General features: G+C 63.2%; 22 protein-coding genes. 9 read left to right on the forward strand and 13 right to left on the reverse strand.

Annotation, left to right across the window (positions count from 1 at the left end; all coding sequences use genetic code 11):
* Positions 1 to 26: 26 nt before the first annotated feature.
* The 3 genes from LMTR13_RS35455 (at position 27) to LMTR13_RS35465 (ending at position 4993) form a co-directional block, all read left to right on the forward strand.
* Positions 27 to 1253: an ABC transporter substrate-binding protein gene (locus LMTR13_RS35455; RefSeq protein ID WP_065731788.1), complete on the forward strand. Its 1227-nt coding sequence runs from the start codon at positions 27 to 29 to the stop codon at positions 1251 to 1253.
* A 127-nt stretch (positions 1254 to 1380) separates the two neighbouring features.
* The gene (locus LMTR13_RS35460; RefSeq protein WP_065731789.1) at positions 1381 to 2670 is read left to right on the forward strand and encodes a glycerate kinase type-2 family protein; all 1290 of its coding nucleotides are present in this window, start codon (positions 1381 to 1383) and stop codon (positions 2668 to 2670) included.
* A 175-nt stretch (positions 2671 to 2845) separates the two neighbouring features.
* Entirely contained in the window at positions 2846 to 4993 is a 2148-nt protein-coding gene (locus tag LMTR13_RS35465; protein WP_065731790.1) for a sensor domain-containing protein, read from the forward strand.
* A 57-nt stretch (positions 4994 to 5050) separates the two neighbouring features.
* On the opposite strand, the gene LMTR13_RS35470 is transcribed toward LMTR13_RS35465, so the two are convergent.
* Positions 5051 to 5569 (reverse strand): MarR family winged helix-turn-helix transcriptional regulator, encoded by a 519-nt coding sequence (locus LMTR13_RS35470; RefSeq protein WP_065731791.1) that lies wholly within the window; start codon positions 5567 to 5569, stop codon positions 5051 to 5053.
* 175 nt (positions 5570 to 5744) lie between these two features.
* On the opposite strand from LMTR13_RS35470, the gene LMTR13_RS35475 reads away from it, so the two are divergent.
* From LMTR13_RS35475 to LMTR13_RS35485, 3 genes are read left to right on the forward strand one after another with little or no spacing between them, the layout of a single operon-like run.
* Complete coding sequence (locus tag LMTR13_RS35475) at positions 5745 to 6785, forward strand: branched-chain amino acid ABC transporter permease (RefSeq protein WP_065731792.1); 1041 nt, start codon at positions 5745 to 5747, stop codon at positions 6783 to 6785.
* A 4-nt stretch (positions 6786 to 6789) separates the two neighbouring features.
* Positions 6790 to 8559, forward strand: a complete 1770-nt coding sequence (locus tag LMTR13_RS35480) for a branched-chain amino acid ABC transporter ATP-binding protein/permease (RefSeq protein WP_065731793.1) — start codon at positions 6790 to 6792, stop codon at positions 8557 to 8559.
* Positions 8556 to 9287: an ABC transporter ATP-binding protein gene (locus LMTR13_RS35485; protein WP_065731794.1), complete on the forward strand. Its 732-nt coding sequence runs from the start codon at positions 8556 to 8558 to the stop codon at positions 9285 to 9287. Before LMTR13_RS35480 ends, LMTR13_RS35485 begins: the two co-directional genes overlap by 4 nt.
* A 127-nt stretch (positions 9288 to 9414) precedes the next feature.
* On the opposite strand, the gene LMTR13_RS35490 is transcribed toward LMTR13_RS35485, so the two are convergent.
* From LMTR13_RS35490 to LMTR13_RS35530, 9 genes are all read right to left on the reverse strand, one after another.
* Complete coding sequence (locus LMTR13_RS35490; protein WP_065731795.1) at positions 9415 to 10566, reverse strand: ABC transporter substrate-binding protein; 1152 nt, start codon at positions 10564 to 10566, stop codon at positions 9415 to 9417.
* A gap of 88 nt (positions 10567 to 10654) precedes the next feature.
* Entirely contained in the window at positions 10655 to 11074 is a 420-nt protein-coding gene (locus LMTR13_RS35495) for an acyl-CoA thioesterase (protein WP_065731796.1), read from the reverse strand.
* A 9-nt stretch (positions 11075 to 11083) separates the two neighbouring features.
* Positions 11084 to 11845: an SDR family NAD(P)-dependent oxidoreductase gene (locus LMTR13_RS35500; protein ID WP_065731797.1), complete on the reverse strand. Its 762-nt coding sequence runs from the start codon at positions 11843 to 11845 to the stop codon at positions 11084 to 11086.
* Between the two features lie 35 nt (positions 11846 to 11880).
* Entirely contained in the window at positions 11881 to 13770 is a 1890-nt protein-coding gene (locus LMTR13_RS35505) for a feruloyl-CoA synthase (protein WP_065731798.1), read from the reverse strand.
* Between the two features lies 1 nt (position 13771).
* Positions 13772 to 14572 carry a crotonase/enoyl-CoA hydratase family protein gene (locus LMTR13_RS35510; protein ID WP_065731799.1) on the reverse strand — a complete coding sequence of 267 codons (801 nt, stop codon included), beginning with the start codon at positions 14570 to 14572 and terminating at the stop codon, positions 13772 to 13774.
* Positions 14573 to 14825: 253 nt separating this feature from the next.
* On the reverse strand, positions 14826 to 15287 hold the full coding sequence (locus LMTR13_RS35515) for a DUF3237 domain-containing protein (protein ID WP_065731800.1): 462 nt from the start codon (positions 15285 to 15287) through the stop codon (positions 14826 to 14828).
* A gap of 9 nt (positions 15288 to 15296) precedes the next feature.
* Positions 15297 to 16613 carry a TRAP transporter large permease gene (locus LMTR13_RS35520; RefSeq protein WP_065731801.1) on the reverse strand — a complete coding sequence of 439 codons (1317 nt, stop codon included), beginning with the start codon at positions 16611 to 16613 and terminating at the stop codon, positions 15297 to 15299.
* A 6-nt stretch (positions 16614 to 16619) separates the two neighbouring features.
* The gene (locus LMTR13_RS35525; protein WP_065731802.1) at positions 16620 to 17129 is read right to left on the reverse strand and encodes a TRAP transporter small permease; all 510 of its coding nucleotides are present in this window, start codon (positions 17127 to 17129) and stop codon (positions 16620 to 16622) included.
* A gap of 79 nt (positions 17130 to 17208) precedes the next feature.
* Positions 17209 to 18225, reverse strand: coding sequence for a TRAP transporter substrate-binding protein (locus LMTR13_RS35530; RefSeq protein ID WP_065731803.1), 1017 nt, complete (start codon positions 18223 to 18225; stop codon positions 17209 to 17211).
* Between the two features lie 262 nt (positions 18226 to 18487).
* On the opposite strand from LMTR13_RS35530, the gene pobA reads away from it, so the two are divergent.
* Positions 18488 to 19657: a 4-hydroxybenzoate 3-monooxygenase gene (gene pobA / locus LMTR13_RS35535; protein WP_065731804.1), complete on the forward strand. Its 1170-nt coding sequence runs from the start codon at positions 18488 to 18490 to the stop codon at positions 19655 to 19657.
* 272 nt (positions 19658 to 19929) lie between these two features.
* A complete protein-coding gene (locus LMTR13_RS35540) occupies positions 19930 to 20358 on the forward strand; it encodes a PaaI family thioesterase (protein WP_065731805.1) in 429 nt (142 codons plus the stop codon).
* A 69-nt stretch (positions 20359 to 20427) separates the two neighbouring features.
* Here the strand turns inward: LMTR13_RS35540 and LMTR13_RS35545 are convergent, their stop codons facing one another.
* Positions 20428 to 21321: a LysR family transcriptional regulator gene (locus tag LMTR13_RS35545; RefSeq protein ID WP_065731806.1), complete on the reverse strand. Its 894-nt coding sequence runs from the start codon at positions 21319 to 21321 to the stop codon at positions 20428 to 20430.
* Positions 21322 to 21440: 119 nt separating this feature from the next.
* Here LMTR13_RS35545 and LMTR13_RS35550 point away from each other — a divergent pair, with 119 nt between their 5' ends.
* Positions 21441 to 22070 (forward strand): pyridoxamine 5'-phosphate oxidase family protein, encoded by a 630-nt coding sequence (locus LMTR13_RS35550; RefSeq protein ID WP_065731807.1) that lies wholly within the window; start codon positions 21441 to 21443, stop codon positions 22068 to 22070.
* Positions 22071 to 22134: 64 nt separating this feature from the next.
* On the opposite strand, the gene LMTR13_RS35555 is transcribed toward LMTR13_RS35550, so the two are convergent.
* Both LMTR13_RS35555 and LMTR13_RS35560 read right to left on the reverse strand, forming a co-directional pair.
* Positions 22135 to 22866 carry a glutathione S-transferase family protein gene (locus LMTR13_RS35555; RefSeq protein ID WP_065731808.1) on the reverse strand — a complete coding sequence of 244 codons (732 nt, stop codon included), beginning with the start codon at positions 22864 to 22866 and terminating at the stop codon, positions 22135 to 22137.
* A 59-nt stretch (positions 22867 to 22925) separates the two neighbouring features.
* The gene (locus LMTR13_RS35560) at positions 22926 to 23174 is read right to left on the reverse strand and encodes a hypothetical protein (protein WP_065731809.1); all 249 of its coding nucleotides are present in this window, start codon (positions 23172 to 23174) and stop codon (positions 22926 to 22928) included.
* Between the last annotated feature and the right edge of the window lie 25 nt (positions 23175 to 23199).

Here is a 23199-nt window from a genome sequence, read left to right on the forward strand (position 1 = left end):
TTTAGATTGAAAAGGGAGAGACAGAAATGTCCACATTGAAAAAACTTGCGGTTGCTTCGGCCGCGCTCGGACTACTCGCCGCTTCGTCGAGCGGCGTTTTCGCGCAGAAGAGGTACGATCCCGGCGCCAGCGATACCGAAATCAAGATCGGCAACATCATGCCCTACAGCGGACCGGCTTCCGCCTACGGCGTGATCGGCAAGACCGAGGAAGCCTATTTCAAGAAGATCAACGCCGAAGGCGGCATCAATGGCCGCAAGATCAATTTCATCAGCTATGACGACGCGTACTCTCCGCCGAAGACGGTGGAACAGGCGCGCAAGCTGGTGGAGAGCGACGAAGTCCTGCTGGTCTTCAATCCGCTGGGCACGCCGCCGAACACGGCGATCCAGAAGTATCTGAACTCCAAGAAGGTGCCGCAACTGTTCGTCGCAACCGGCGCCACCAAGTGGAACGATCCCAAGGCCTTCCCCTGGACCATGGGTTGGCAGCCCAATTACCAGAGCGAGGCGCAGATCTATGCAAGGTACATTCTGAAGAACAAGCCGGACGCCAAGATCGCGGTGCTCTATCAGAACGACGACTACGGCAAGGACTATCTGAAGGGCTTCAAGGACGGCCTCGGCGCCAAGGCGGCGTCGATGATCGTCGTCGAGGAAAGCTACGAAGTCTCGCAGCCGACCATCGATTCCAACATCGTCAAGCTGAAGTCGCTGAACGCCGACGTGTTCTTCAACGTCACCACGCCGAAGTTCGCGGCGCAGGCGATCAAGAAGATGAACGAGATCGGCTGGAAGCCGATGCACTTCCTGAACAACGTCTCGGCCTCGATCGGCAGCGTGATGAAGCCAGCCGGCTTCGAGAATTCGCAGGACATCATCTCGTCGGCCTATTTCAAGGATCCGACGGATGCGCAGTGGAAGAACGATCCGGGCATGAAGGCCTGGAACGAGTTCCTCGACAAGTATTATCCGGAAGCCAATCGTGCCGACGGCTCGGTGATGTACGCCTATAACGTCGCGCAGGGCCTCGTGCATGTGTTGAAGGCCTGCGGCGACGACCTGACCCGGGCGAACGTCATGAAGCAGGCTGCCAGCATCAAGGACCTCCAGCTCGGCGGCCTGTTGCCGGGCGTCAAGGTCAACACATCGGCAACCGACTTCGCCCCGATCTCGCAGGTTCAACTGATGAGATTCAAGGGCGAGACCTGGGAGCTCTTCGGCGAAATTCTTTCCGGCGACGTCGGCGGCTAGTCATATCGATTGCTGATCGGCCCATTTGCGGGCCGGGAAACCTCCGCGGGCATCCCGCGGGGGTTTTCTTTTGCGGCGTTTGGATGGATAACCAGACCTCCTGTCCCATTGCAGTTTCCGTGAAGACATGACCGACCGACGTCCCCTCCTGCGTGCGATCTTTGATGCGGCCGTCGCGGCCGCGCATCCCAACGTCGTGCTCTCAGCGCATCTGCCTCCCGCACCCAAGGGCAAGGTGATCTGCCTTGCCGCGGGCAAGGGCGCGGCGGCGATGGCGGCTGCGGCCGAACGACACTACCTCGATACGCTCGGCCTCGATCCGTCGCGCCTGACCGGCCTTGCCACCACGCGCCACGGCCACGGCGTGCCGACGCGACGCATCAGAGTCGTCGAGGCCGGGCATCCGGTGCCCGATGAAGCCGGGCTGCGAGCCGCCGATGAGACGCTGCGTCTCGCCGCGGAGGCGACTGCGGACGATCTTTTGCTGGTGCTGTTGTCCGGCGGCGGCTCGGCAAACTGGATCGCACCCGCAGACGGCGTTTCGTTCGCACAGAAGCAGCAGGTAAACCGCGCGCTGTTGCGTTCGGGCGCACCGATCGGCGAGATGAACGTCGTGCGAAAGCATCTGTCGCGGATCAAGGGCGGCCGGCTGGCCCGCGCCGGGCAGCGCGCCGCCGAGATCGTGACGCTTGCGATCTCCGATGTACCGCACGACGATCCGTCCGCGATTGCATCGGGACCGACGGTACCTGATTCCTCCACGCTGACGGACGCCCGCGCCCTGGTCGCAAAGTATAATCTCACGGTAGACGATGCCGTCAGGCGCGCGCTCGACGACGTCAGGAACGAGAGCTGCAAGCCGGGCGATCCCGCCTTTGCCCGCGCGCGATTCGAGATGATTGCAAAGCCGAAGGCTTCTCTCGACGCGGCGATCAAGGTCGCCAAGGACGCAGGCTATGAGGTTGTTGGCCTCGGCGCGGATCTCGAAGGCGAAGCGCGCGAGGTGGCGGCCAATCATGCGCGATTGGCGCTGAAAGCACAAAGCGAAGGCAAACGAACCGCGATCCTGTCGGGCGGCGAACTCACAGTGACCGTGCGTGGCAACGGCCGCGGCGGTCCCAACCAGGAATATGCGCTGGCGCTGGCGGATACTCTGAAGGATACGTCCGGCATTGTGGCACTGGCCGCAGACACCGACGGCGCCGACGGCGGCGCCGGCAGCGCAACCGACCCGGCCGGCGCCTTGATCGATCAGACGACGTTCGCGAAGATGAAGTCGCTCGGCCTCGATCCTGCGGCCTATCTCGCCAACAACGATGCAACCGCGTTCTTTTCGGCCACCGGCGATCTCCTGCTGACCGGCCCGACGCTCACCAACGTCAACGACGTCAGGGTGATCCTGGTAGACCCGGCGTAGATTCAGCGGAACAATCCCGAACCTCGTGCGCCGAAACGGCGTTAACGCTTCATTGAGCAGTTTGCGAAGAACCCGCGCGCATCTTGTCCACCTCGAAGGCGCGATTCACCAGCTTGGCTTCTAATGGCCGCTCTCCCGGAGGAGGAGAGCCGCCAACGGCGGCTGGGGAAATACGATGACGGATCACGTCCAGGTAACCGCGCCGCGGTCTGCGCATTCGAGTGCGCGCCTCGAAGAAGCGATCGACCATTTGTCGCTCGGAATCGTCGTCTTCGACGAGAAGCGCGAAGTCGTTTTCTGCAATCGGCGGTACAGGGAAATGTACGGGCTATCGCCCGAACAGGTGAAGCCGGGGACACCGACCCTTGAGTTGATCCGGCATCGGCTCAATCTCGGCCTGAAAGTGCAGGTCGCGGTCGATGATTATATCCGTGAGCGCGTCGGTCGCGACATCGCACTGGACACCACGGTGCAGGAGTTCACCGACGGCCGGATCGTCGCCTACACCGTCTACCCGATGCCCGGCGGCGGCGGGATGGCGACCCACGAGGATATCACCGAGCGCGAAGGGCTCAACGGCCGGCTGAAGAAGCAATACGAGCTCGGCAAGGAGCAGGAAGAAGCCCTGCGCGTCAGGAACTTCCAGTTCGACACCGCGATCAACAACATGTCGCAGGGGCTTTGCTTCTTCGATTCCGATCACCGCCTGATCGTCTGCAACGATCGTTTCGTGGGGATGTACGACATTGCGCCCGAGCGCGTCAGCCCCGGCATGTCGCTGGTCGAGATCGTCGACCTGCGCTTCGAAGCCGGCAGCTTCCCCGCCATGACACGGGACGAATATCTGCAATGGCGTACCAACGTGGCAGTTTCCAATGAAGCGAAGGACAGCGTCGTCGAACTGAAGAACGGGCGCACCTTCAAGATCCGCCACCGCCCGATGCCGGGCGGCGGCTGGGTCGCAACGCACGAGGACATCACCGAGCAGCGCCAGTCCGAGGTCAAGATCGAGTACATGGCGCACCACGATGCGCTGACCGACCTTGCCAACCGGGTGCTGCTGAACGACCGGCTCGAATACGCGCTGGACAGGGTTTCGGGCGGGCAAATCGTGGCCGTCCATCATCTCGATCTCGATCAGTTCAAGGCTGTAAACGATACGTTCGGCCATCCCTGCGGCGACAAGTTGCTCAGGATCGTCGCCGAACGTTTGCGCTCCCTCGTTGGCGATTCCGACACGATCGCGCGCACGGGCGGCGATGAATTCGTCATCGTGCAGGCCAGGATTTCGGACCCCGCCGATGCCACTTCGCTGGCGCAGCGCGTTATCGATGCCCTGAGCGAGCCCTATGACCTCGACGGTCAACAGGCTGTGATCGGCGTCAGCGTCGGCATTTCAGTCGGTCCCGGCGACGGATCGAACCCCGACAAACTGCTGCGCAACGCCGACCTCGCGCTCTACCGCGCCAAGAGCGACGGCCGCGGCACGTTCCGCTTCTTCGAGCCCGCGATGGACCTGCAAATGCAGACCCGCCGCATTTTGGAACAGGATCTGCGAAAGGCGCTGCCAGCGGGCGAGTTCGAGCTGCATTACCAGCCGGTCGTCAACCTCGCGAGCAAGGAAATCAGCGGATTTGAAGCCTTGATACGCTGGAATCATCCGACCAAGGGAATGATCTCGCCGGCCGCCTTCATCCCGCTGGCTGAAGAGATCGGCTTCATCGTCCCGATGGGCGAGTGGGTCATCAGGCAGGCTTGTGCCACCGCCGCGCAATGGCCCGACAACCTTCACGTCGCCGTCAATATTTCAGCGATCCAGTTTCGCAGTCCCGGCCTGATGCAGGTGATCGTCGGCGCGCTCGCCGCTTCGGGCCTCGCGCCGACGCGGCTGGAGATCGAAATCACCGAGACTGTGCTGTTGCACAACAAGGAGGCGACGCTTGCCCTGCTTCACCAACTGCGCGAGCTCGGCATTCGGATCGCCATGGACGATTTCGGCACCGGATACTCGTCGCTGACCTACCTGCAGAGCTTTCCGTTCGACAAGATCAAGATCGACCGCTCGTTCGTCAAGAACATCACCGAGAATTCGAGCTCGCTCAACATCGTGCGCGCGGTTGCCGCGCTCGCCAATGGAATGGGCATGACGGCGACCGCCGAGGGCGTGGAAACCGCAGAGCAACTCCACAGCATCGCATCCGAGGGATGCACGGAAATGCAGGGCTTCCTGTTCAGCAAGCCGCTTCCTTCCGCCGAGATCGAGCGCCAGTTTCTGACGGGACGCGGGCCGCGCGGGGCTCAGGGCCGCATCGTCGCGGCGTGATACCGAGCACTGTCATTCCGAGTTCGTGCTTCGCACATCCCGGAATGACTGCATCGCTCAAAACTCCGCCGCGATCTTCGACAGCATTTCAAGCAGCGCGACGCGGTTGGCGGGACCGAGCAATTCATTGAGACGCGCCTCGTGCTTGCTGGCAACGAGCTTCTTGGCGCGCGCCAGCACCGCCCTTCCCTTGTCGGTCAGAACCAGGATGTGCGAGCGGCGGTCGTTGGTCGAGCGCATCCGGGTGCAGAGGCCGCGGCTCTCCAGCGCATCCAGCATCGAGACGAAATTCGGCCGGAGGATGCCGAGCGTGTTGGCGATTTCGGTCTGGTTGCGCCCGGGATTGCGGTCGAGCAGCAGCAGCACCGAGAACTGCGCCGGCGTCAGCTGCAGCGGCGCGACGCAGCGCAGGAAGTCCTCGAATACCTTGAGCTGCGCGCGCTTGAGCGAATAGCCGAGCAGGTCGGCCAGCTCGCCCAGTTGCAACCCGGCATTTTCCGCGGTGCCCTCGGCGATTTCCTTGCCGTTGCGACGCGACGGCTTGACGGCATCGGTCGCTGCCTTGGAAACTGTCATGGCGTGAGGCTCGCCCCCGAAAAAGGCTCGGCCGGTGACCGGGGCCTTGATGTTATATTTGATAATTGTTATTGGATATATCAAATATCGGCGCCTTTCAACTGCCGAGATATGGGACAGCCGGCAGACCGCGCGAGGTCAGGACCGGCGACGCTTTTAGGGGGAGCGCCAAGTCTTGAACACGACGATCATGCTGTTCCTGCTGCAGGACGGCATCACCAATGGCGCGATCTATGCGCTGCTCGGGCTTGCGCTGGTGCTGGTGTTTGCCGTCACCCGCGTCATCCTGATTCCGCAGGGCGAATTCGTGACCTTCGGCGCGCTGAGCTACGCTGTGCTGGCAACCGGCAAGGTGCCGGGCACGGCGTGGCTGGCGATAGCCATGGGCGTGGTCGCGTTCGCCCTCGACCTGTTTGAGGCGCGGCGGTCGCTGCGGCTCAAGCGGGTCGCGCGCGCCTTTGCTCTCAACATCGTCCTGCCGGCTGCGATCCTGGTCCTGACCTACGGCCTTGCCGGTCCCAAGACCCCGATTGCAGTCAATATCGCGCTGTCGCTCTTGATCGTCGCGGCAATCGGGCTGTTCCTTTACCGCATCGCGTTCCAACCGATTGCCCACACTTCGGTGCTGGTGCTGCTGATCGCATCCGTCGGCTGCCATCTCGCGCTGCAGGGGTTGGGCCTCGTGTTCTTTGGCGCCGAGGGCCTGCGCGGGCCGGCACTGTCGAACGCGGCACTGACGATCGGTCCGCTGCGCTTCACCGGCCAGAGCCTTGCGGTCTACGGGCTGACGATCGCCTTCATCGTGGCGCTGTGGCTGTTCTTCGGCTTCACGCTGATGGGCAAGGCGTTGCGCGCTACCGCCGTCAACCGCCTCGGCGCCCGCCTCGTCGGCATCCGTACCACGCTGTCGGGGCAGATCGCTTTCCTGCTGGCGTCCATCATCGGCGCGATTTCCGGGATCCTGATCGTGCCGATCACCACGCTCTATTACGACACCGGCTTCCTGATCGGCCTGAAAGGCTTTATCGCCGCGATCATCGGCGGGCTGGTGAGCTACCCGCTGACCGCCGTCGCAGCCTTGCTGGTCGGCAGCGTCGAGGCGTTCTCCTCGTTCTACGCCAGCAATTTCAAGGAGGTCATCGTCTTTACGCTGATCCTTCCGGTACTGGTGCTGCGTTCGCTGGCAGCACCCGCAGTCGAGGAAGAGAAGGACTGACGCGATGAAGCAGCGCACCCCTCTCGTCATCTTCGCAGCGGTCGTGGCGGCGATCCCGTTCATCCCGGGCATGCCGCCGTTCTGGATCGTGCTGCTCAACAATATCGGCCTCGCCGCGCTGGTGGCGATGGGCCTCGTACTCCTGACCGGCGTCGGCGGTCTCACCTCCTTCGGCCAGGCCGCGTTCTGCGGCTTCGGCGCCTACACCACGGCAGTTTTGACCACGGCCTATGGCTTCTCGCCATGGCTGACGCTGCCGCTCTCGCTCGTGGTCAGCGGCATCGCAGCCGTCCTGCTCGGCATCGTCACGGTGCGGCTGTCCGGCCACTATTTGCCGCTCGGCACCATCGCCTGGGGCATCGGCCTGTTTTACCTGTTCAGCAAGCTGGAATTTCTCGGCCGCAATGACGGCATCTCCGGCATCCCGCCGCTGTCGATCGGCAGTTTCCGGATGCTCGATCCCGGCACGATCTATTTCGCGATCTGGATCGCGGTGCTGGTCTCGGCGCTCTTGACCATGAACCTGCTGGACTCCCGCACCGGTCGCGCCATCCGCGCATTGCGACGCGGTCATATCGCGGGTGAAGCGTTCGGCGTGCAGACACCGCGGGCCAAGCTGCTGGTATTCGTTTATGCGGCTGTGCTCGCCGGCCTCTCCGGCTGGCTCTACGCGCATTTCCAGCGCGCCGCCAATCCGACTCCGTTCGGTGCACATGCCGGCATCGAATATTTGTTCATCGCCGTGGTCGGCGGCGCGGGCTATGTCTGGGGCGCGGTGCTCGGCGCGGGTATCGTCGTGATCCTGAAGGAGATCCTGCAGAGCTATCTGCCCTATATCTTCGGCGGCCAGAGCCAGCTCGAGACCATCGTGTTCGGCATCCTGCTGGTCGTCCTGCTGCAACTGGCGCCGACCGGCGTCTGGCCCTGGCTGATGTCGCGACTGCCGATCCAGCCGGGCCGCAGGAAGCCCGATGCGTCGCTTCCGCTTGCCAAGCCGGTGCGCGAACAGCCTTCGTCTGCCGTGCTCCTGCAGATCGAGAAGGCGCGCAAGCAGTTCGGCGGCGTAATCGCCGTCAACGACGTCTCCTTCGACGTTCAGGCCCGCGAGATCGTCGCCCTGATCGGCCCCAACGGCGCCGGCAAGAGCACGACCTTCAACCTGATCACGGGCGTGCTGACGACAACCGGCGGAACGATCTCCGTGCTCGGCCACAAGGTCGACAACGCTCCGCCGCAGGAGGTGGTAAAGCTCGGCGTCGCGCGCACCTTCCAGCACGTCAAGCTGGTGCCTGACATGACCGTGCTGGAGAACGTCGCGATCGGCGCGCATCTGCGAGGGTCTGCGGGCGCGATCTCCAGCATGGTCCGGCTCGACCGGGCCGACGAGGCGAAACTGCTGGCAGAAGCCGCCCGCCAGATCGAGCGCGTCGGCCTCGGCGACCAGATCGATCAATTGGCGGGAAGCCTCTCGCTCGGCCAGCAGCGCATCGTCGAGATTGCACGCGCGCTGTGCGTCGATCCGCTGCTGCTGCTGCTCGACGAGCCGGCCGCAGGACTGCGCCACATGGAAAAACAGCGGCTCGCCGCCCTGCTCCGTCAATTGCGGGACGGCGGCATGTCGGTGCTGCTGGTCGAGCACGACATGGGTTTTGTGATGGATCTCGCCGATCGCGTCGTCGTGCTCGATTTCGGCACCAAGATCGCCGAGGGCACACCGGACGCGATCAAAACCAATCCCGATGTGATCAAAGCCTATCTCGGAGCAACCGCATGAGCGCGCTATTATCGGTCTCCGACGCCCACGTTTCATACGGCAAGGTCGAAGCCGTGCGCTCGGTTTCGCTCGATGTCGCCGACGACGAGATCGTCACCATCATCGGCGCCAACGGCGCCGGCAAGACCACGCTGCTGAACGCCATCATGGGCGTCCTGCCACTCAAGGGCGCCACCGCCTTCGCCGGCGCCGATATGACTCCGCTCGACATCGAGGATCGCGTCGCGGCGGGGCTCTGTCTGGTGCCGGAGCACCGCGAACTGTTCGGCACGATGAACGTCGAGGACAATCTGCAGCTCGGCGCCTTCCGGATTCCGAAGGCAACCGCGGCAAGGTCGTTCGAGCGGGTCTACACGCTGTTTCCGCGGCTCAAGGAGCGGCGCAAGCAATTGGCCGGCACGCTGTCGGGCGGCGAGCAGCAGATGCTGGCGATGGGCCGCGCCCTGATGGGGGCGCCAAAACTGTTGATGCTGGACGAACCGAGCCTTGGGCTGGCACCGATCATCGTTGCCGATATCTTCCGCACCATCGGCGAGTTGCGCGCCGCCGGCGTGTCGGTGCTGCTGGTCGAACAGAATGCGCAAGCGGCGCTTAAAATCGCCGACCGCGCCTATGTCATGGAACTCGGCGAATTTATCCTCTCCGGGCCAGCCAAGGATATCGCCAGCAACGAGCGCGTCGCGGCGAGCTATCTCGGCTTCCAGCACGAGGGCGCAAGCGGGATTTAGCGGGTGACGCCGTAAGGGCAGCTCCCGTAGGGTGGGCAAAGGCGCACTTGCGCCGTGCCCACCATCTCTCCTGTTCGCAAGTCTACGGTGGGCACGCTTCGCTTTGCCCACCCTACAGGCCGCACCCTCACTTCGCCGGGACGTACTTGCCATCCTTCACGGTCAGGATGATGCGCGAGCGGTCGTCGAGACCGTAGCGATCCTTTTCGGTGAAGTTGTAAACGCCCTGGCTCGCCGCGATTTCCTTCTCCGAGATCAGCGCCAGACGGATCGCCTCGCGGAATTCCGGCGTGCCCGGCTTGGCCTTCTTCAGCGCCACCGGTATCACGCGCTTGAGCACTTCAAAGGCATCGTAGGAATGGCCGGCGAACTGGCTGCGGCTGTTGGCGCCATACTTGGCTTCGTAGGCGGTGTTGAGCGCCAGGCCGGGCTTCTTGGTCAGCGCGCTGTCGGGCTGGGACTCCGGCGACATCACCGGACCGGAAGCCATGATCACGCCTTCCGCCGCGGGACCTGCGATGCGGATGAAGTCCATGCTGGCGGCGCCGTGGGTCTGGTAGATCAGGCCCTTGTAGCCGCGCTCGCGCAGCGTGGTCTGCGGCAGCGCCGCGGCGGTACCGGAGGCGACGACCAAGATCGCGTCGGGATTGGCGGCGACGAGTTTCAGCGCCTGGCCTGCGACCGAGGTATCCGGACGAGCAAACCGTTCTTCGGTGCTCATGGTCAACCCCATCGGGACGGCCTGAGCCTTGAAGTCGTTGGCCCAGAGATCGCCGTAGGAATCGCCGAAACCGATAAAGCCGACGGTCTTGATGCCGTGAGCCTTCATGTGCTCGTACAGCACCTTGCCCATGATCGGAATCGGCTGCGGCATCGCGACCGACCACTTCATGCGCGCCTCGTTGATGGGGAGCGGCGCGAGGCCGAAATGCGGAATCCCCGCTTCGTTCGCAACCGTGGAGACTGCAACCGTCGGAGGCGTTGTCGAGGAGCCCATGATGATGTCGGCCTTGGATTCGGTCACGAACCGCCGTGCATTGGTGGTTGCCGCAGTCGGGTCGCCACCGTCGTCGAGCACGATGATCTTGATCGGCACGCCGCCGATTTCCTTCGGCACGAAATCGAGCGAGTTGCGCTCGGGAATACCGAGAGCGGCTGCGGGACCGGTCGTGGTGACGGTGATACCGATCGTGATTTCGTTGGTCTGCGCCACCGCCGGCGAGCCCGGCAAGGCGAGAGCCACTACAATGGCTGCAGCGGACAAAAAGGCCTTCTTCATTCATTCCTCCCTTGATTATCTATTTATTCTATTAAGCAAAACTCAGTGGGCTATTCAGCCCCTTCTTTAGGTCATGCGGGAGCCTCCGTCAGCCCCGCATGAAACGCTCGATGATCTCCGGCGGCATCGGCGCCGATTTCAGCTTCGCGGGATCCTCCGGATGCTTGCCGACCAGCACGCGGGTCTCGAACGCCTCGATCGCCAATGCGTCGGCCTTGAACACGTTGTGGACCACCTCGAAGCTCGATCGCTTGAGGCTCTCGATCCGGCTTTCGATCCTGATCCAGTCGCCATGGGTAGACGGGATATGGAATTTTGCCCGGGTGTCCACCATGGGAATGCCGACCAGGCCGTATTTGTGGATGAGGTCCTGTTTCGAAAAACCGGCCGCTTCGAACATGATCGAGGTGGAATCGTCGAACATCGCGAAGTAGCGCGGGTAGTAAACGATGTTGGCAGGGTCGCAATCGCCCCACTGGATCTGCACGTCGCGCCGGTTGACGAACATGTAGGATTCCTACCGCGGCGCCATGCGAAGCGCGGCATCGAGCCGCACCACTTCGCCGTTGAGATACGGGTTGTCGATCATGTGCAGCGCCAACGAGGCAAACTCGTCGGCCTGGCCGAGGCGGCGCGGGAACGGGATCGAGGCGGCAAGCGAATCCTGCGCTTCCTGCGGCAAATTGGCCAGCAGCGGCGTGAGGAACAGGCCGGGCGCGATCGTCAGCACGCGAATGCCGAACTGCGCCAGTTCGCGCGCGATCGGCAGCGTCATGGCGACGATGCCGCCCTTGGAAGCCGAATAGGCCGACTGACCGATCTGGCCGTCATAAGCCGCGACCGAGGCGGTCGAGATCACCACGCCGCGCTCGCCGGTCGGAAGGGGCTCCAGCTTCGACATCGGAGCGGTCGCCAGCCGCAGCATGTTGAACGAGCCGATCAGGTTGACCTTGATCACCTTGTCGAAATCGCCGAGCGCCATCGGGCCGTCCTTGCCGATCACGCGCTTGGCGACGCCGATGCCGGCGCAGTTCACCAGTACGCGCGCCGGACCATGCGCCGCCGCGGCCTTGGCGATCGCAGCTTCCGCTGAAGATGCGTCGGAGACATCGCAGATCACGGCGATGCCGCCGATCTCGGCCGCAACGTCCTCAGCAAGCTTGGCGTTGAGATCGCAGACCGCGACCTTGGCGCCCTGCGCCGCGAGGCGGCGCGCGGTCGCCGCGCCCAATCCCGATGCGCCGCCGGTGACGATGGCGGCCTGGTCCTTCAACTGCATGGTGCTCTCCCTGACAAGCTCAGTTACGAATTCGGTTACAGCGTAATGACCTGCGCCGGTGGCGCTGGCGAATAGATTTCCTCGATCAGCGCGCTGCGGTTCTCCAGAACCGCGCGCTGGTTGATCGAGCCCTTGTCGGTGACCTCGCCGCGGTCGATCGACAGCGGCGCATCGAGCAGCACCGCGCGCGTGATCCTGGTCGATGATCCGGTTGCGCCCGCGACGAACTTCTGGAAGCGCTCGCGGAAGGCCGCAACGATCAGCGGGTCCGACGCTGCGGTGGCCGGATCATCGTGCGGAAGCGTCGGATTGATCAGGCGGCAACCGTCGAGGTCCAGCACCACCAGTGCCGATATTTCGTCGCGGTTGATGCCGGCTATCACGACGTCGCGCACCAGCGGTGCGCAGGCCGCGACAAAGCGCGCGCGTAACGGGCCGACGCTGACCCAGGTACCGCTGGCAAGCTTGAAGTCCTCGCCGATGCGGCCGTCGAAATCGAAGCCGGCGTCGAAATTGTCTGCAACGGCCGGCTTGAGCGCATCGCCCATCTTGTAGAAGCCTTCCTCATCGAAAGACTTCGCCGTCATATCAGGCTGACGCCAGTAGCCGGGCATCACGTTCGGCCCCTTGGCGCGAACCTCCAGCTTGCCGTTGTTGGGCACGAGTTTCGCATCATTGCCCAAAACCGGCAGCCCGACATGGCCGGAGCGGCTGGTCATCGGATTGACCGACATGAAGAACGGCGCAGTCTCGGTGGCGCCGAGACCCGTCAGCATCGGCACGCGATAGCCGGTTTCCTGGACCGACAATTCGTCGAGGCTGTTCCAGACGAAGGCCGACAGCGCGGCGCCCGAGAAGAACATCGCATGGAGGCGGGCAAAGAATTTTTTGCGCAAGGCCGCATCGTCGCGCAGATAGGGCAATAGCGATTCATAGCCCTTGGGCACGTTGAAATAGACCGTCGGCGAAATCTCCTGGAGATTGCGCACGGTCTCCTCGATGCCGCCGGGCATCGGCTTGCCCTCGTCGAGGTACATCGAGCCGCCATTATACAGCGTCAGCCCGATATTGTGATTGCCGCCGAAGGTGTGATTCCACGGCAGCCAATCGACGATGACCGGCGGCTCGTCCTTCAGGAACGCCAGCGTCTCGCGCAGCATGACCTGGTTGGCGCAGATCATGCGTTGCGTGTTGATGACGGCCTTCGGGTTGCCGGTCGAGCCCGACGTCAGCAAGAACTTGGCGATCGTATCAGGGCCGATCGCCTGGTGCACCGCGTCGAGACGCGGATGCAATGGCGCCGCCATCAGGTCAGCCAGACTCGTGACCTGGCGTCCCGCTACCACGCCGCGCGACGCCGCGATCTCGGTACCAAGCGACACATTGGCAGCGAGCGCATCGGCGAATTTCGTGGCGTCGTCCGCGAACACGAGGCCGGGAGTCAACAGCTTCATCAGATAGCCGAGCTTGCCATAGTCACGCGACACCAGCGAATAGGCCGGCGATACCGGACAGAAGGGAATGCCAGCATAGAGCGCGCCGAACGCGACGAGTGCGTGATCGACCGAATTGCCGGACAGGATGACGACCGGCTTTTCAGCCGAAAGGCCGCGCGCCAGCAGCGCGGAGGCGATATGCCGCGACGACGCCAACAGCTCGGCATAAGTGATCTGACGCCAGCCGCGAGCGGCATTGCGCTCCGCCATGAAGACACGGTCGGGCGCCGCCGCGGCCCAATGATGCAGGCGATCGGTGATGCGCACCGGATAGTCGCGAAGTTGCGCTTTCGGCCGCAGATAGATGGTGCCGTCGTCGCGGCGCTCGACATGCACCGCGGGCGTACCGAACGAGATCGGGCGTAACGGATGATCACCGGCACGCGCGGCTGATACGGTCGAGGCGGACATGTCGGGCTTGGCGCTCATGTCAGGTCGGCTTTACCTTTGCGGTCTTGTGATCGAGAAACGCACGAATGCGGCGCTTGGCCTCTTTGTCGCTCTGCGCCACGGTTGCCATCAGCGATTCCATCAGAAGGCCGGTTTGCGGATTGGCCTCCGCAATCATCGGCAGCGCCTGCAGCACGGCAAAATTGGTCAGCGGCGCGTTCGCAGCTACCCGCTCCGCCAGTTCCAGCGCCTTCGGCAGCGCGCCGCCGGCGTCCGTGAGGTATTGCGAGAAACCATAGGCCGAGCCTTCGGTCGCCGAATAGACCCGCCCAGTCAGCATCATGTCGATCATCCGCGCCACGCCGATCAGGCGCGGCAGCCGCACCGATCCGCCGCCGCCGACGAAAATGCCGCGCTGGCCCTCGGGCAGCGCGAAATAGGCGCTCGGTTCGGCAACGCGGATGTGCGCGGCACAGGCCAGCTCCAGCCCGCCGCCGATCACCGCGCCCTTCAACGCCGCGATCACGGGGACCCGGCTATACTGGATGCGGTCGAACACCCGGTGCCACATCTGCGAGTGCCGCAGGCCCTCGGTTGCGTCATGCTCGGTCAGTTCGGACAGGTCGAGGCCGGAGGAGAAATGGTCGCCGACGCCATGGATGACGACGGCGCCTGTGCCTTCGGGCAGATGGGAGAAGCAATCCTGGATCGCGAGGATGATGCCGTCGTTCAGCGCATTTCGCTTGGCCGGACGGTTGAGGCCCACGGTCAGCACCGCGCCCTTCTGCTCGATCTTGAGCAGGTCGGATGAACCCGCTGAGGCGGTGGAGGCGTTTCCCATGGGTTATTTTAGGTCCTGTGCAGAATAGTTATGTTTTATAACGATTTTGGGAGGAGTCAATACGGCCGCTGCTTACCCTCCCCTGGAGGGGGAGGGTCGACGAGTATGGAGCGAAGCGGAATGCTCGGCGGGGTGGGGTGACGGTCTTTCCGCATCGAACGCTGCCCGAGTGGAGAAATCACCCCGCCCCGCCTCATGTTTCGCGGCGCTCAACATGAGCCGACCCTCCCCCTCCAGGGGAGGGTGACCAAGCCTACAGCACCTGATGCACGTCGATCACCACGCGGTCGGCGTGGCGGGCGGCCGAGCCGATGAAGAGGTTTTGCATCAGCCAGCGGTATTTTTCGGACCCAGTCTCGAACCGCGGCACGGTGCGGAAATAGATCAGCTTCGGATCGACCGGCTCGCCGCGCTTGAGCTTTTGCAGCAGTTCGACCGGACCGAAACGCAGGCCCCTGTTCTCGACATAGATGACGGCGCCGTCGTCGGTCTCGAAAGCGTATTTCGCTTCCAGTTCGATCAATTCGTTGGGCCGGATGATCTGGAAGTCGGCACCAAAAGGGCAGACCTTGCCGTTGATCCCCTCTCCCTTTACCTCGCCGCCGATGATCGGAATGATCCGGCGCACGCCGGTACCGATCTCGCCGGCCGAAGTCACCTCGCCGATACGGACCGTGATGGTAAAGACGTACTTCGTCGAAAGCTGCGGAGCCATCGGACCACCCTATCCGGCCATGCGTTGCGGCAACCACAGCGCCAGTATCGGAAACGCGATCAGGATTACCAGCCGGATCAGGTCCGTCACCACGAAGGGCATCACGCCACGGAAGATCGTGGAGAACGTCACGTCCTTGACGACGCTCTTGATGACAAAGACATTCATGCCGATCGGCGGAGAGATGAGGCCAAGTTCCACCGTCATCACGATGATGATGCCGAACCAGATCGGGTCGAAGCCGAGGTGCACGATCACCGGAAAGATGATCGGCACCGTCAGGATGATCATGGCCATGGCGTCCATCAGGCAGCCCAGCACCAGATACATCGCCATGATGAGGGCCAGGATGCCGTAGGGACCGAGGCCGAGGCCGGTGAGCAGCTCGGTGACCTTCTGCGGGGTCTGAGTCACCGTCAGGAAATAACCGAAGATCAGCGCGCCGATCAGCACGGTAAAAACCGCGGCCGCGGTGCGGGTCGCCTGCAGCAAAGAAGCCAGGATTTTTTCCTTGTTCAGCCGCCCGGTGAAAAGGCCGATCAACAGTGCGCCGGTGGCTCCGACGCCACCGGCTTCGGTCGGCGTAAAGCGCGGCAAAAACGGCAGGCCGTAGAGACCGCCGATCACGAAGATGAACAGCAACACCGGCGCCCAGATGCTCTTCAGGCCGGCAAAGCGTTCGCGCCATTTGGTATGCGGCCCCGCCGGCAGGAAATCCGGGCGCAACCAACCAATCAGCGCGATCGTAACCATGTACATGGCAATGGCGAGCAGGCCGGGAACGATGCCGGCGATGAACAGCTTGCCGATGTCCTGTTCGGTGATGATGCCGTAGACGGCGAGCACCGTCGACGGCGGCAACATGGCGCCTAGCGTGCCGCCGGCCGCGATGACGCCGGTGGCAAAGGATTGCGGATAGCCATAGCGGCGCATTTCCGGATAGGCCACGGCTGAAAAGGTTGCAGCAGTCGCCACCGAAGAGCCGCAGATCGCGGCAAAGCCGCCGCAGGCCCCGACAGTAGCAATGCCAAGCCCGCCGCTCAGATGGCCGACAAAGCCGTTGGCGGCGCGGAACAGTTCGCGGCTCATGCCGGAATTGCTGACGAACGCCCCCATCAACAGGAACATCGGAATCACGCCGAAGGTGTAGTCGGTCACCGTGCGCATCGAGGTCTGGCCGACCATCTTGAGCGCCGGGGTGAAGCCAACCAGATAACCGAAGCCGCAGACGCCGACGAGCCCCATCGCCATGCCCACCGGCACGCGCAGCAGCATCAGCACAAACAGCGTGACGAATCCCAGGACCGCGACGGCATCGGTACTCATCGCGGCCTACTCCGTCGTCTTGATGTCGGTGTCGTGGATATCCTCCGGATGGAAGACCAGCCGCCAGGTACGGATCGCGATCAGCAGCACCGCGGCGGCGTCGCCGGCCCAGGCGACCGCGAAGAACGGCCAGGTCGGCATGTGCATCTCGAACGTCAGGACGTTGTCGTTGTAGGTGCCGCGCACCTTGTCGAACAGGGTATAGGTCTGCACCGTGACGACGAACAGCAGCACCAGCGTCGCGAACACGTCGATCATGCGCTGGTATTTTGGACCGACATTGGCCCAGATCAGGTCGACGGTGATGTGGCCGCCGCGGTAGCTGGTGGCGGCAATGCCCCAGAAGATCAGGATGCCGAGCAGCATGCGCCCGATGTCGAACGAGTCGGGGATCGCATAGTTCAACGTGTTGCGCAGGATCACCGCGATGAAAATGTTGATGGCGACGATGCCGACAAAGGCGGCAGCGATCCATTCGATCGTGTCGATGAAGCGATCCATATGCGCGCGATTCATGTGCGCTCCGAACGGCTGACGATGGCTGCAGGATCGCGGCGGCAGGAAAACCCCGCCGCCGCCTCAGACGCGGTAGGTGTTACTGCGCGAGCGCGTTGTACTTGGTGAGCGAGGCCTTGAGCTCTGCCAACGCCGCGTCCGGGTCGCCGCCGTTCTTCTTGACGCCCTCGCCCCAGGTCTTGACCAGCGGCTCGGCCGCCTTCTTCCATTGCGCCGTCTGCTCAGCCGTCAGCTTGTAGACTTCGTGACCCTGCAACGCCTTGATCTTCTCGACGCCAGCGTCCTCGTACTTGCCCCAGGGTTCGCCGACGCGGCCGGCGGCTTCCGTGGTGCAGTTGTTGTCGATCGCCTTTTTTTGCCTGTCAGACATCTGGTTGTACTTGTCCTTGTTCATCACGAAGGCAAACGTCGTGACGTAGATCGGCGCTTCGATGTGGTACTTCGTCACCTTGTCGATGCCGAACAGCACGACCGACCCCCACGGGAAGGTGACGGCGTCGGCGACGCCGCGTTCGATGATGTCGCGGACCTCAGGCGCGGAGGACTGTACGTTGGTGCCGCCGAGCTGGGTGACGAAATTCGCCATCGTGGCGTGGGCGGGACGGATCTTCATGCCCTTGATGTCCTCGGGCGTGACGATTTTCTTCAGGCGGGAGTGGAATGTCGACGGCGAATGGATGAAGGCCAGGCAGAACTTGACGTCCTTCATCTCCTTCTCAGCATATTTGCGATACCAGGCGTCGAGCGCCATGGAGCCGCCCTTGGCGTCCGACATCAGGAAGGGCAGTTCGCCCGCACCGATGATCGGGAAACGGCCGGGCTGGTAGCCCGGATTGATGTAAGTGACGTCGGCGATGCCGTCGCGCGCCATGTCGTAATGGTCGAACGCCTTGCCGAGCTGCTGGGCGGGAAAGACCTTGTACTTGACGGTGCCGCCGGTCTCCTTCTCGACCGCCGTGCCCCAGTCTTCCAGAGCCTTCTGCAGCGGGTGCGATGCAGGCACCCAGTGCGACAATTTCAGCTCGAAGGTCTTTTCCTGCGCCAGCGCAGGCGTCACGCCGGCTGCAAGCAGCAGCGCCAGAAATGTTTTCCTCATCGGCATCCTCTCCCTTGGCACGCGGGCTGTTCGACCGCCCGACCTGATTAATTAACATGTTATCTAACTCGCCCGCGTTTTCAAGGCGGGACATTCGGGCCGCGTCGTCTCCTCTCCCTGGTCGCTATGTGCACCGCCGCGAAGTACGCCCGTATTGTTTCGCGCCAATGTCCTTTGCCAAAACCGTTATATGATATAACTACTATTGCAGGTCCGGGGGCAACCGCCGGCTTGAAACCTATAATACCGGGAGGAGCGGGTATTGAGGACAAAAGTAGCAATCATAGGTGCAGGTCCGTCGGGATTGTTGCTTGGGCAACTACTTCACCTCTACGGCATCGACAACGTCATTCTCGAGCGCCAGACGGGCGAATACGTGCTCGGCCGCATCCGCGCCGGCCTGCTCGAGGAAGGCACGGTGGCGCTGCTCGACGAGGTCGGCGCCGGTAAGCGCGCCCACCGCGAGGGGCTGGTCCACCACGGTCTGGAACTGGCGTTTGGCGGCGCGCGGCACCGCATCGACTTGCATGGCGCGACCGGCAAGACGGTCATGATCTACGGCCAGACCGAGGTGACGCTCGACCTGATGAACGCGCGCAAGACGGCCGGCCTGACCACCATCTACCAGGCCGCCGACGTCAAACCGCTCGATTTCGACACCGACCGCCCGCGCGTCAGCTATGTGAAGGACGGCGTCACCCACGAGATCGAATGCGACTTCATCGCCGGGTGCGACGGCTTTCATGGCATCAGCCGCGCCAGCGTAAAGCCGTCCGCGATCCAGACGTTTGAGCGGATCTATCCGTTCGGCTGGCTCGGCATCCTGTCGGAAACTCCGCCGGTCAGCCCTGAGCTGATCTATAACAACCATGCGCGGGGCTTTGCACTGTGCACGATGCGCTCGATGCGCCGCAGCCGCTACTATGTGCAATGCTCGCTCGACGACCACGTCGATCAGTGGCCGGACGAGCGGTTCTGGGACGAGCTGAAGCGCCGGATCGACCAGAAGGCAGCCGACGAACTCGTCACCGGCCCCTCGATCGAAAAGAGCATCGCGCCGCTGCGCAGCTTCGTCGCCGAGCCGATGCGCTTCGGGCGGATGTTTTTGGCCGGCGATGCCTCCCACATCGTGCCGCCGACCGGCGCCAAGGGGCTGAACCTCGCCGCCAGCGACGTGCATTACCTCTCGCAGGCGCTGCGCGAATATTACGACGAAAAGTCCTCCGCCGGCATCGATAATTATTCCGCCAAGGCATTGTCGCGCGTCTGGAAGGCGGTGCGCTTCTCCTGGTGGATGACCTCGATGCTGCACAAATTCCCCGACGAGGGCGAATTCGGCGCACGCATTCAGCTTGCCGAGCTGGACTATGTCGTCAACTCGAAGGCGGCGTCCGTGTCGCTGTCGGAGAATTACGTGGGGCTGCCGTTTTGAACTTGCAGCGGCGGCCGTACAATTGCGACTGTGATCGAGGCACCATCCCCATCCTCGCTTGTCATACCCCGCGCAGGCGGGGTATCCAGTACGCTGCGGCTTCTCGGTTTTATCACTGATGTCTCTGGAATACTGGGTCACCCGCCTGCGCGGGTGACGACAGCCGGGCATTTCAAACACCCGTCGAAATCCCGTTTAAAACTTTGTAGGCGGTGCGCCGCACACGCGGATAGCGTTAATGACGAACGACATTGTCACACCGCGAGCCGCCAATGACCGCACCTGACATTCCCGCGGGCTTCGAGCCGCACACCCGCAAGAGCCCGCTCACCGATCCGTGGGAGCCACTGTATTCGAAGAAGACCGACAAGGCCGTCATCATCGGGCTGCGGCTGGCAAAGCCGCACACCAATGGCCGTGGCCTGATCCACGGCGGGCTGATTGCGGCGCTGGCCGACAATGCCATGGGCCATAGCTGCGCCCATGTGATGGGCGGGGTGTCGTCGCTGGTGACGATCGGGCTGGCGGTCGATTTCGTCGGCACCGCGGAGGTCGGGCAGTGGCTCGCGGTCGAGAGCGAGGTGGTCAAGACCGGCAAGACGATCTGCTTCGCGCAGAGCCTGATCAAGGCCGACGACGCCGTGATCGCGCGGGCCAATGCGACGTTTCGAGTGGTGCCGAAGAAGGCGCCGGTGCCGTAACGGCGATATCGTGTCCCGGACGCGGCGCGGCGCACCACCGCGTGCTGCGCCGCGTCCGGGGCACGATGCTTACCCAAAATGCCAGTCGGCCATTTCAGTGACGAGATCGACGAAGGTGCGCACCTTGGCCGAGAGCAGCCGCGAGGTCGGATAGACGATGTGGATCGGCATCGCCGGCTGTTCGAATTTTGCCAATACGATTCTGAGCCGCCGCGCTTTCAGCGATTCGGCCGCCTGATAGGCCATCACCCGCGTCAGTCCGCCGTCCTGCTCGGCATATTGAATGGCGGCGTCCGAGCTGTTGGTGGCGAAGCGCGGCGTGCTGCCGACGCGGATCTCGCGGCCATCCTCGACGAAACGCCAGTCGAGCGCCGCGGTCATGGCGCCGAACTGGATCGTGTCATGCGCGGCAATGTCCCCTGGCCGCTGCGGCTCGCCGCGCGCCCGGAGATAGCCTGATGAAGCCACAACGATCCGCCGCATCTCGCCGACATGCCGCGCCACCAGCGTCGAATCGGGCAGATGGCCGATTCTAACAGCGAGATCGACACCGTCCTCGACGAGGTTGATCATGCGGTCGGACAAACGGAGGTCGATGCCGACGTCGGGATAGCGCTTCAGGTAGGCGGTCACGATTGCGCTGACATGCAGCCGGCCGAACCCTACCGGCGCCGAGATGACGAGCTGCCCCTCGGGGCGCGTGCGCTCGCCGGCGACGGCGCCCTCGGCCTCCTCGACGTCGGCCAGAATTCGCCGTGCCCGCTCCAGATAGCGTGAGCCGGCATCGGTCAGCGTCACCTGCCGCGTGGTCCGCTGCAACAGGCGTGCGCCCAGACGATCCTCCAGCGCCGCAATCAGCCGCGTGACGCCGGACGGGGATAGCCCGAGCTTGCGCGCCGCGGGAGCAAAGCCCCGCAGATCGGCCACCGCGACAAAGGCCTGCATGGCATCGAGCCGGTCCATCCGACTATTGCATATCCAGCAATAGTGAAGTGTCAACTCCTCGGATTGTTTAAATTACAGAAACGGCCATCTTGGAGCCGAAGGACGACCGTGTAGGCGCTCCATGACGGGAGGCTCAGATGTCTGACGTTCACACCTATTCCAGCGATGTCGCCTTTACGGCGGCGGTGAAGGCGATCCAGACCCGCAAGGGCTCGCGCGAGGCCTATGCCAGCATCGAGGCGCGCGGCGGCTGGCGCGTCGATATCGACGAAAACCTCGCCGGCTTCCTGGCGGAGACCACGAGCTTCTATCTCGCGACCGCCTCAGCCGACGGCCAGCCCTACATCCAGCACCGTGGCGGGCCGAAGGGTTTTGTCAAAATTCTCGACAAGAACACGATCGCGTTCGCCGATTACAGCGGCAACCGGCAGTACATCAGCCAAGGCAATCTGTCGGAGAATCCGAAGGCGCATATTTTCGTGATGGACTATGCGCATCGCCGGCGCGTGAAGATCTGGGGCGAGGCGCGCGTGGTGGAAGACGATCCGGCGCTGACGAAATCGCTGATGCCGCATGGCTACAAAGCGCGGCCTGAGCAGGTTATTCTGTTCAAGATTGCGGCGTGGGACACCAATTGCCCACAGCACATCCCGCAGAAGTTCGACGCAGCCGACGTCGCGCAGGCATTGGCTGTACGCGACGCCCGCATTGCCGAACTTGAGAGCGAACTGGCCGCTCTGAAGCGCCAGCCCGCTCCGGCAGGCTAGAGCGTTTTCAAGCGAAGTGGGTACCGGTCCGCGTGAAGAAAACGCGTCAAACAAACAGCCATGGTCAGGCGGCTTGCTGTTGCACCGGCGCCCAGGCGAATTCCGGATAATACAGCAGCATCATCCGGTCGACATAGGTGGTGAGATTGGCGAATTGCTCGGTCCGCTGCCGCAGCGCCGACTCGAAGAACGGCGTCAGGATTCCGGCGAGCGTAGCGAACGCGGTCGCGTCCATGCCGCAGGGCGCCTCCCCCATCATAAACGGCTTGTCGCCAAGCTGGACGGACAGCGCAAACAGCGAGCGAACGGCGAGATCGATATCCTCGTCCGGAGCGTGGCGGCCGAGGCCGCTGAGCAGGTAGTTCTCGGCGACGCGGAACTGGGCGTCCTCGCGCATCTTCTCGCGCAAGTGCGCCGGCGCGCCGTCGAAGAAATGCGCAGGACCCTTGGCGAAATTATCGCCCTCGACCCAGCGCGCACCGACCAGCGCCCAATAGATATGATGCTCGATCATCCGCTCGAACGCCCAGGCCTGCGCACGCGCCTGCAGGCTGAGCGGCGCATCGAAATCGAAACCATACTTGGCCTCCAGATGCGCGCGAATGAACGTGGAATCGGCGATCGTCTCGGCCTCATCGACGATGTAGGGCAACTGCCCCTTGGGGGAAGCCGGCGGCTTGGCCTTTTCCTTGCGATAGACAAGACCGGCCATCTTCAACTGGACCTCGGTCTTGGTCACAAAGGGGCTGATCTCCGGCAGGCCGAAACCGGTGCCGAAGCCGTAGAGCGTAATCATGCTGGTCTCCCGATCTCAATAACGTCCGAGGCTAGCGCCCCCCTGCTGCCACCATGGTGTCAGCAGCAGCAATGCCGGCTGCCGCCTTCCTGCTCCCGCGGCGAACGGGCCTTGCGCGCCCATGAAGCAACCTGCGCCCGCACATAGACGCACATCGCTGTGAGCGAACGCCACGCCAGTTCAACCATCGCCCAGCGCAGATCTGACGTGACGCAGTGGATGGAAACGAGCTGTTCCAATGCAAATCCGTGGGCATTCGCAAGAGGTCCGCGGCTTCGCCGGAAGCCGAATTCGCTGAAAATCGTCATGGACAAGTTCCCTTTAATTGAGGTG

It is taken from the genome of Bradyrhizobium icense (assembly GCF_001693385.1).
Classification (GTDB): Bacteria; Pseudomonadota; Alphaproteobacteria; order Rhizobiales; family Xanthobacteraceae; genus Bradyrhizobium; species Bradyrhizobium icense.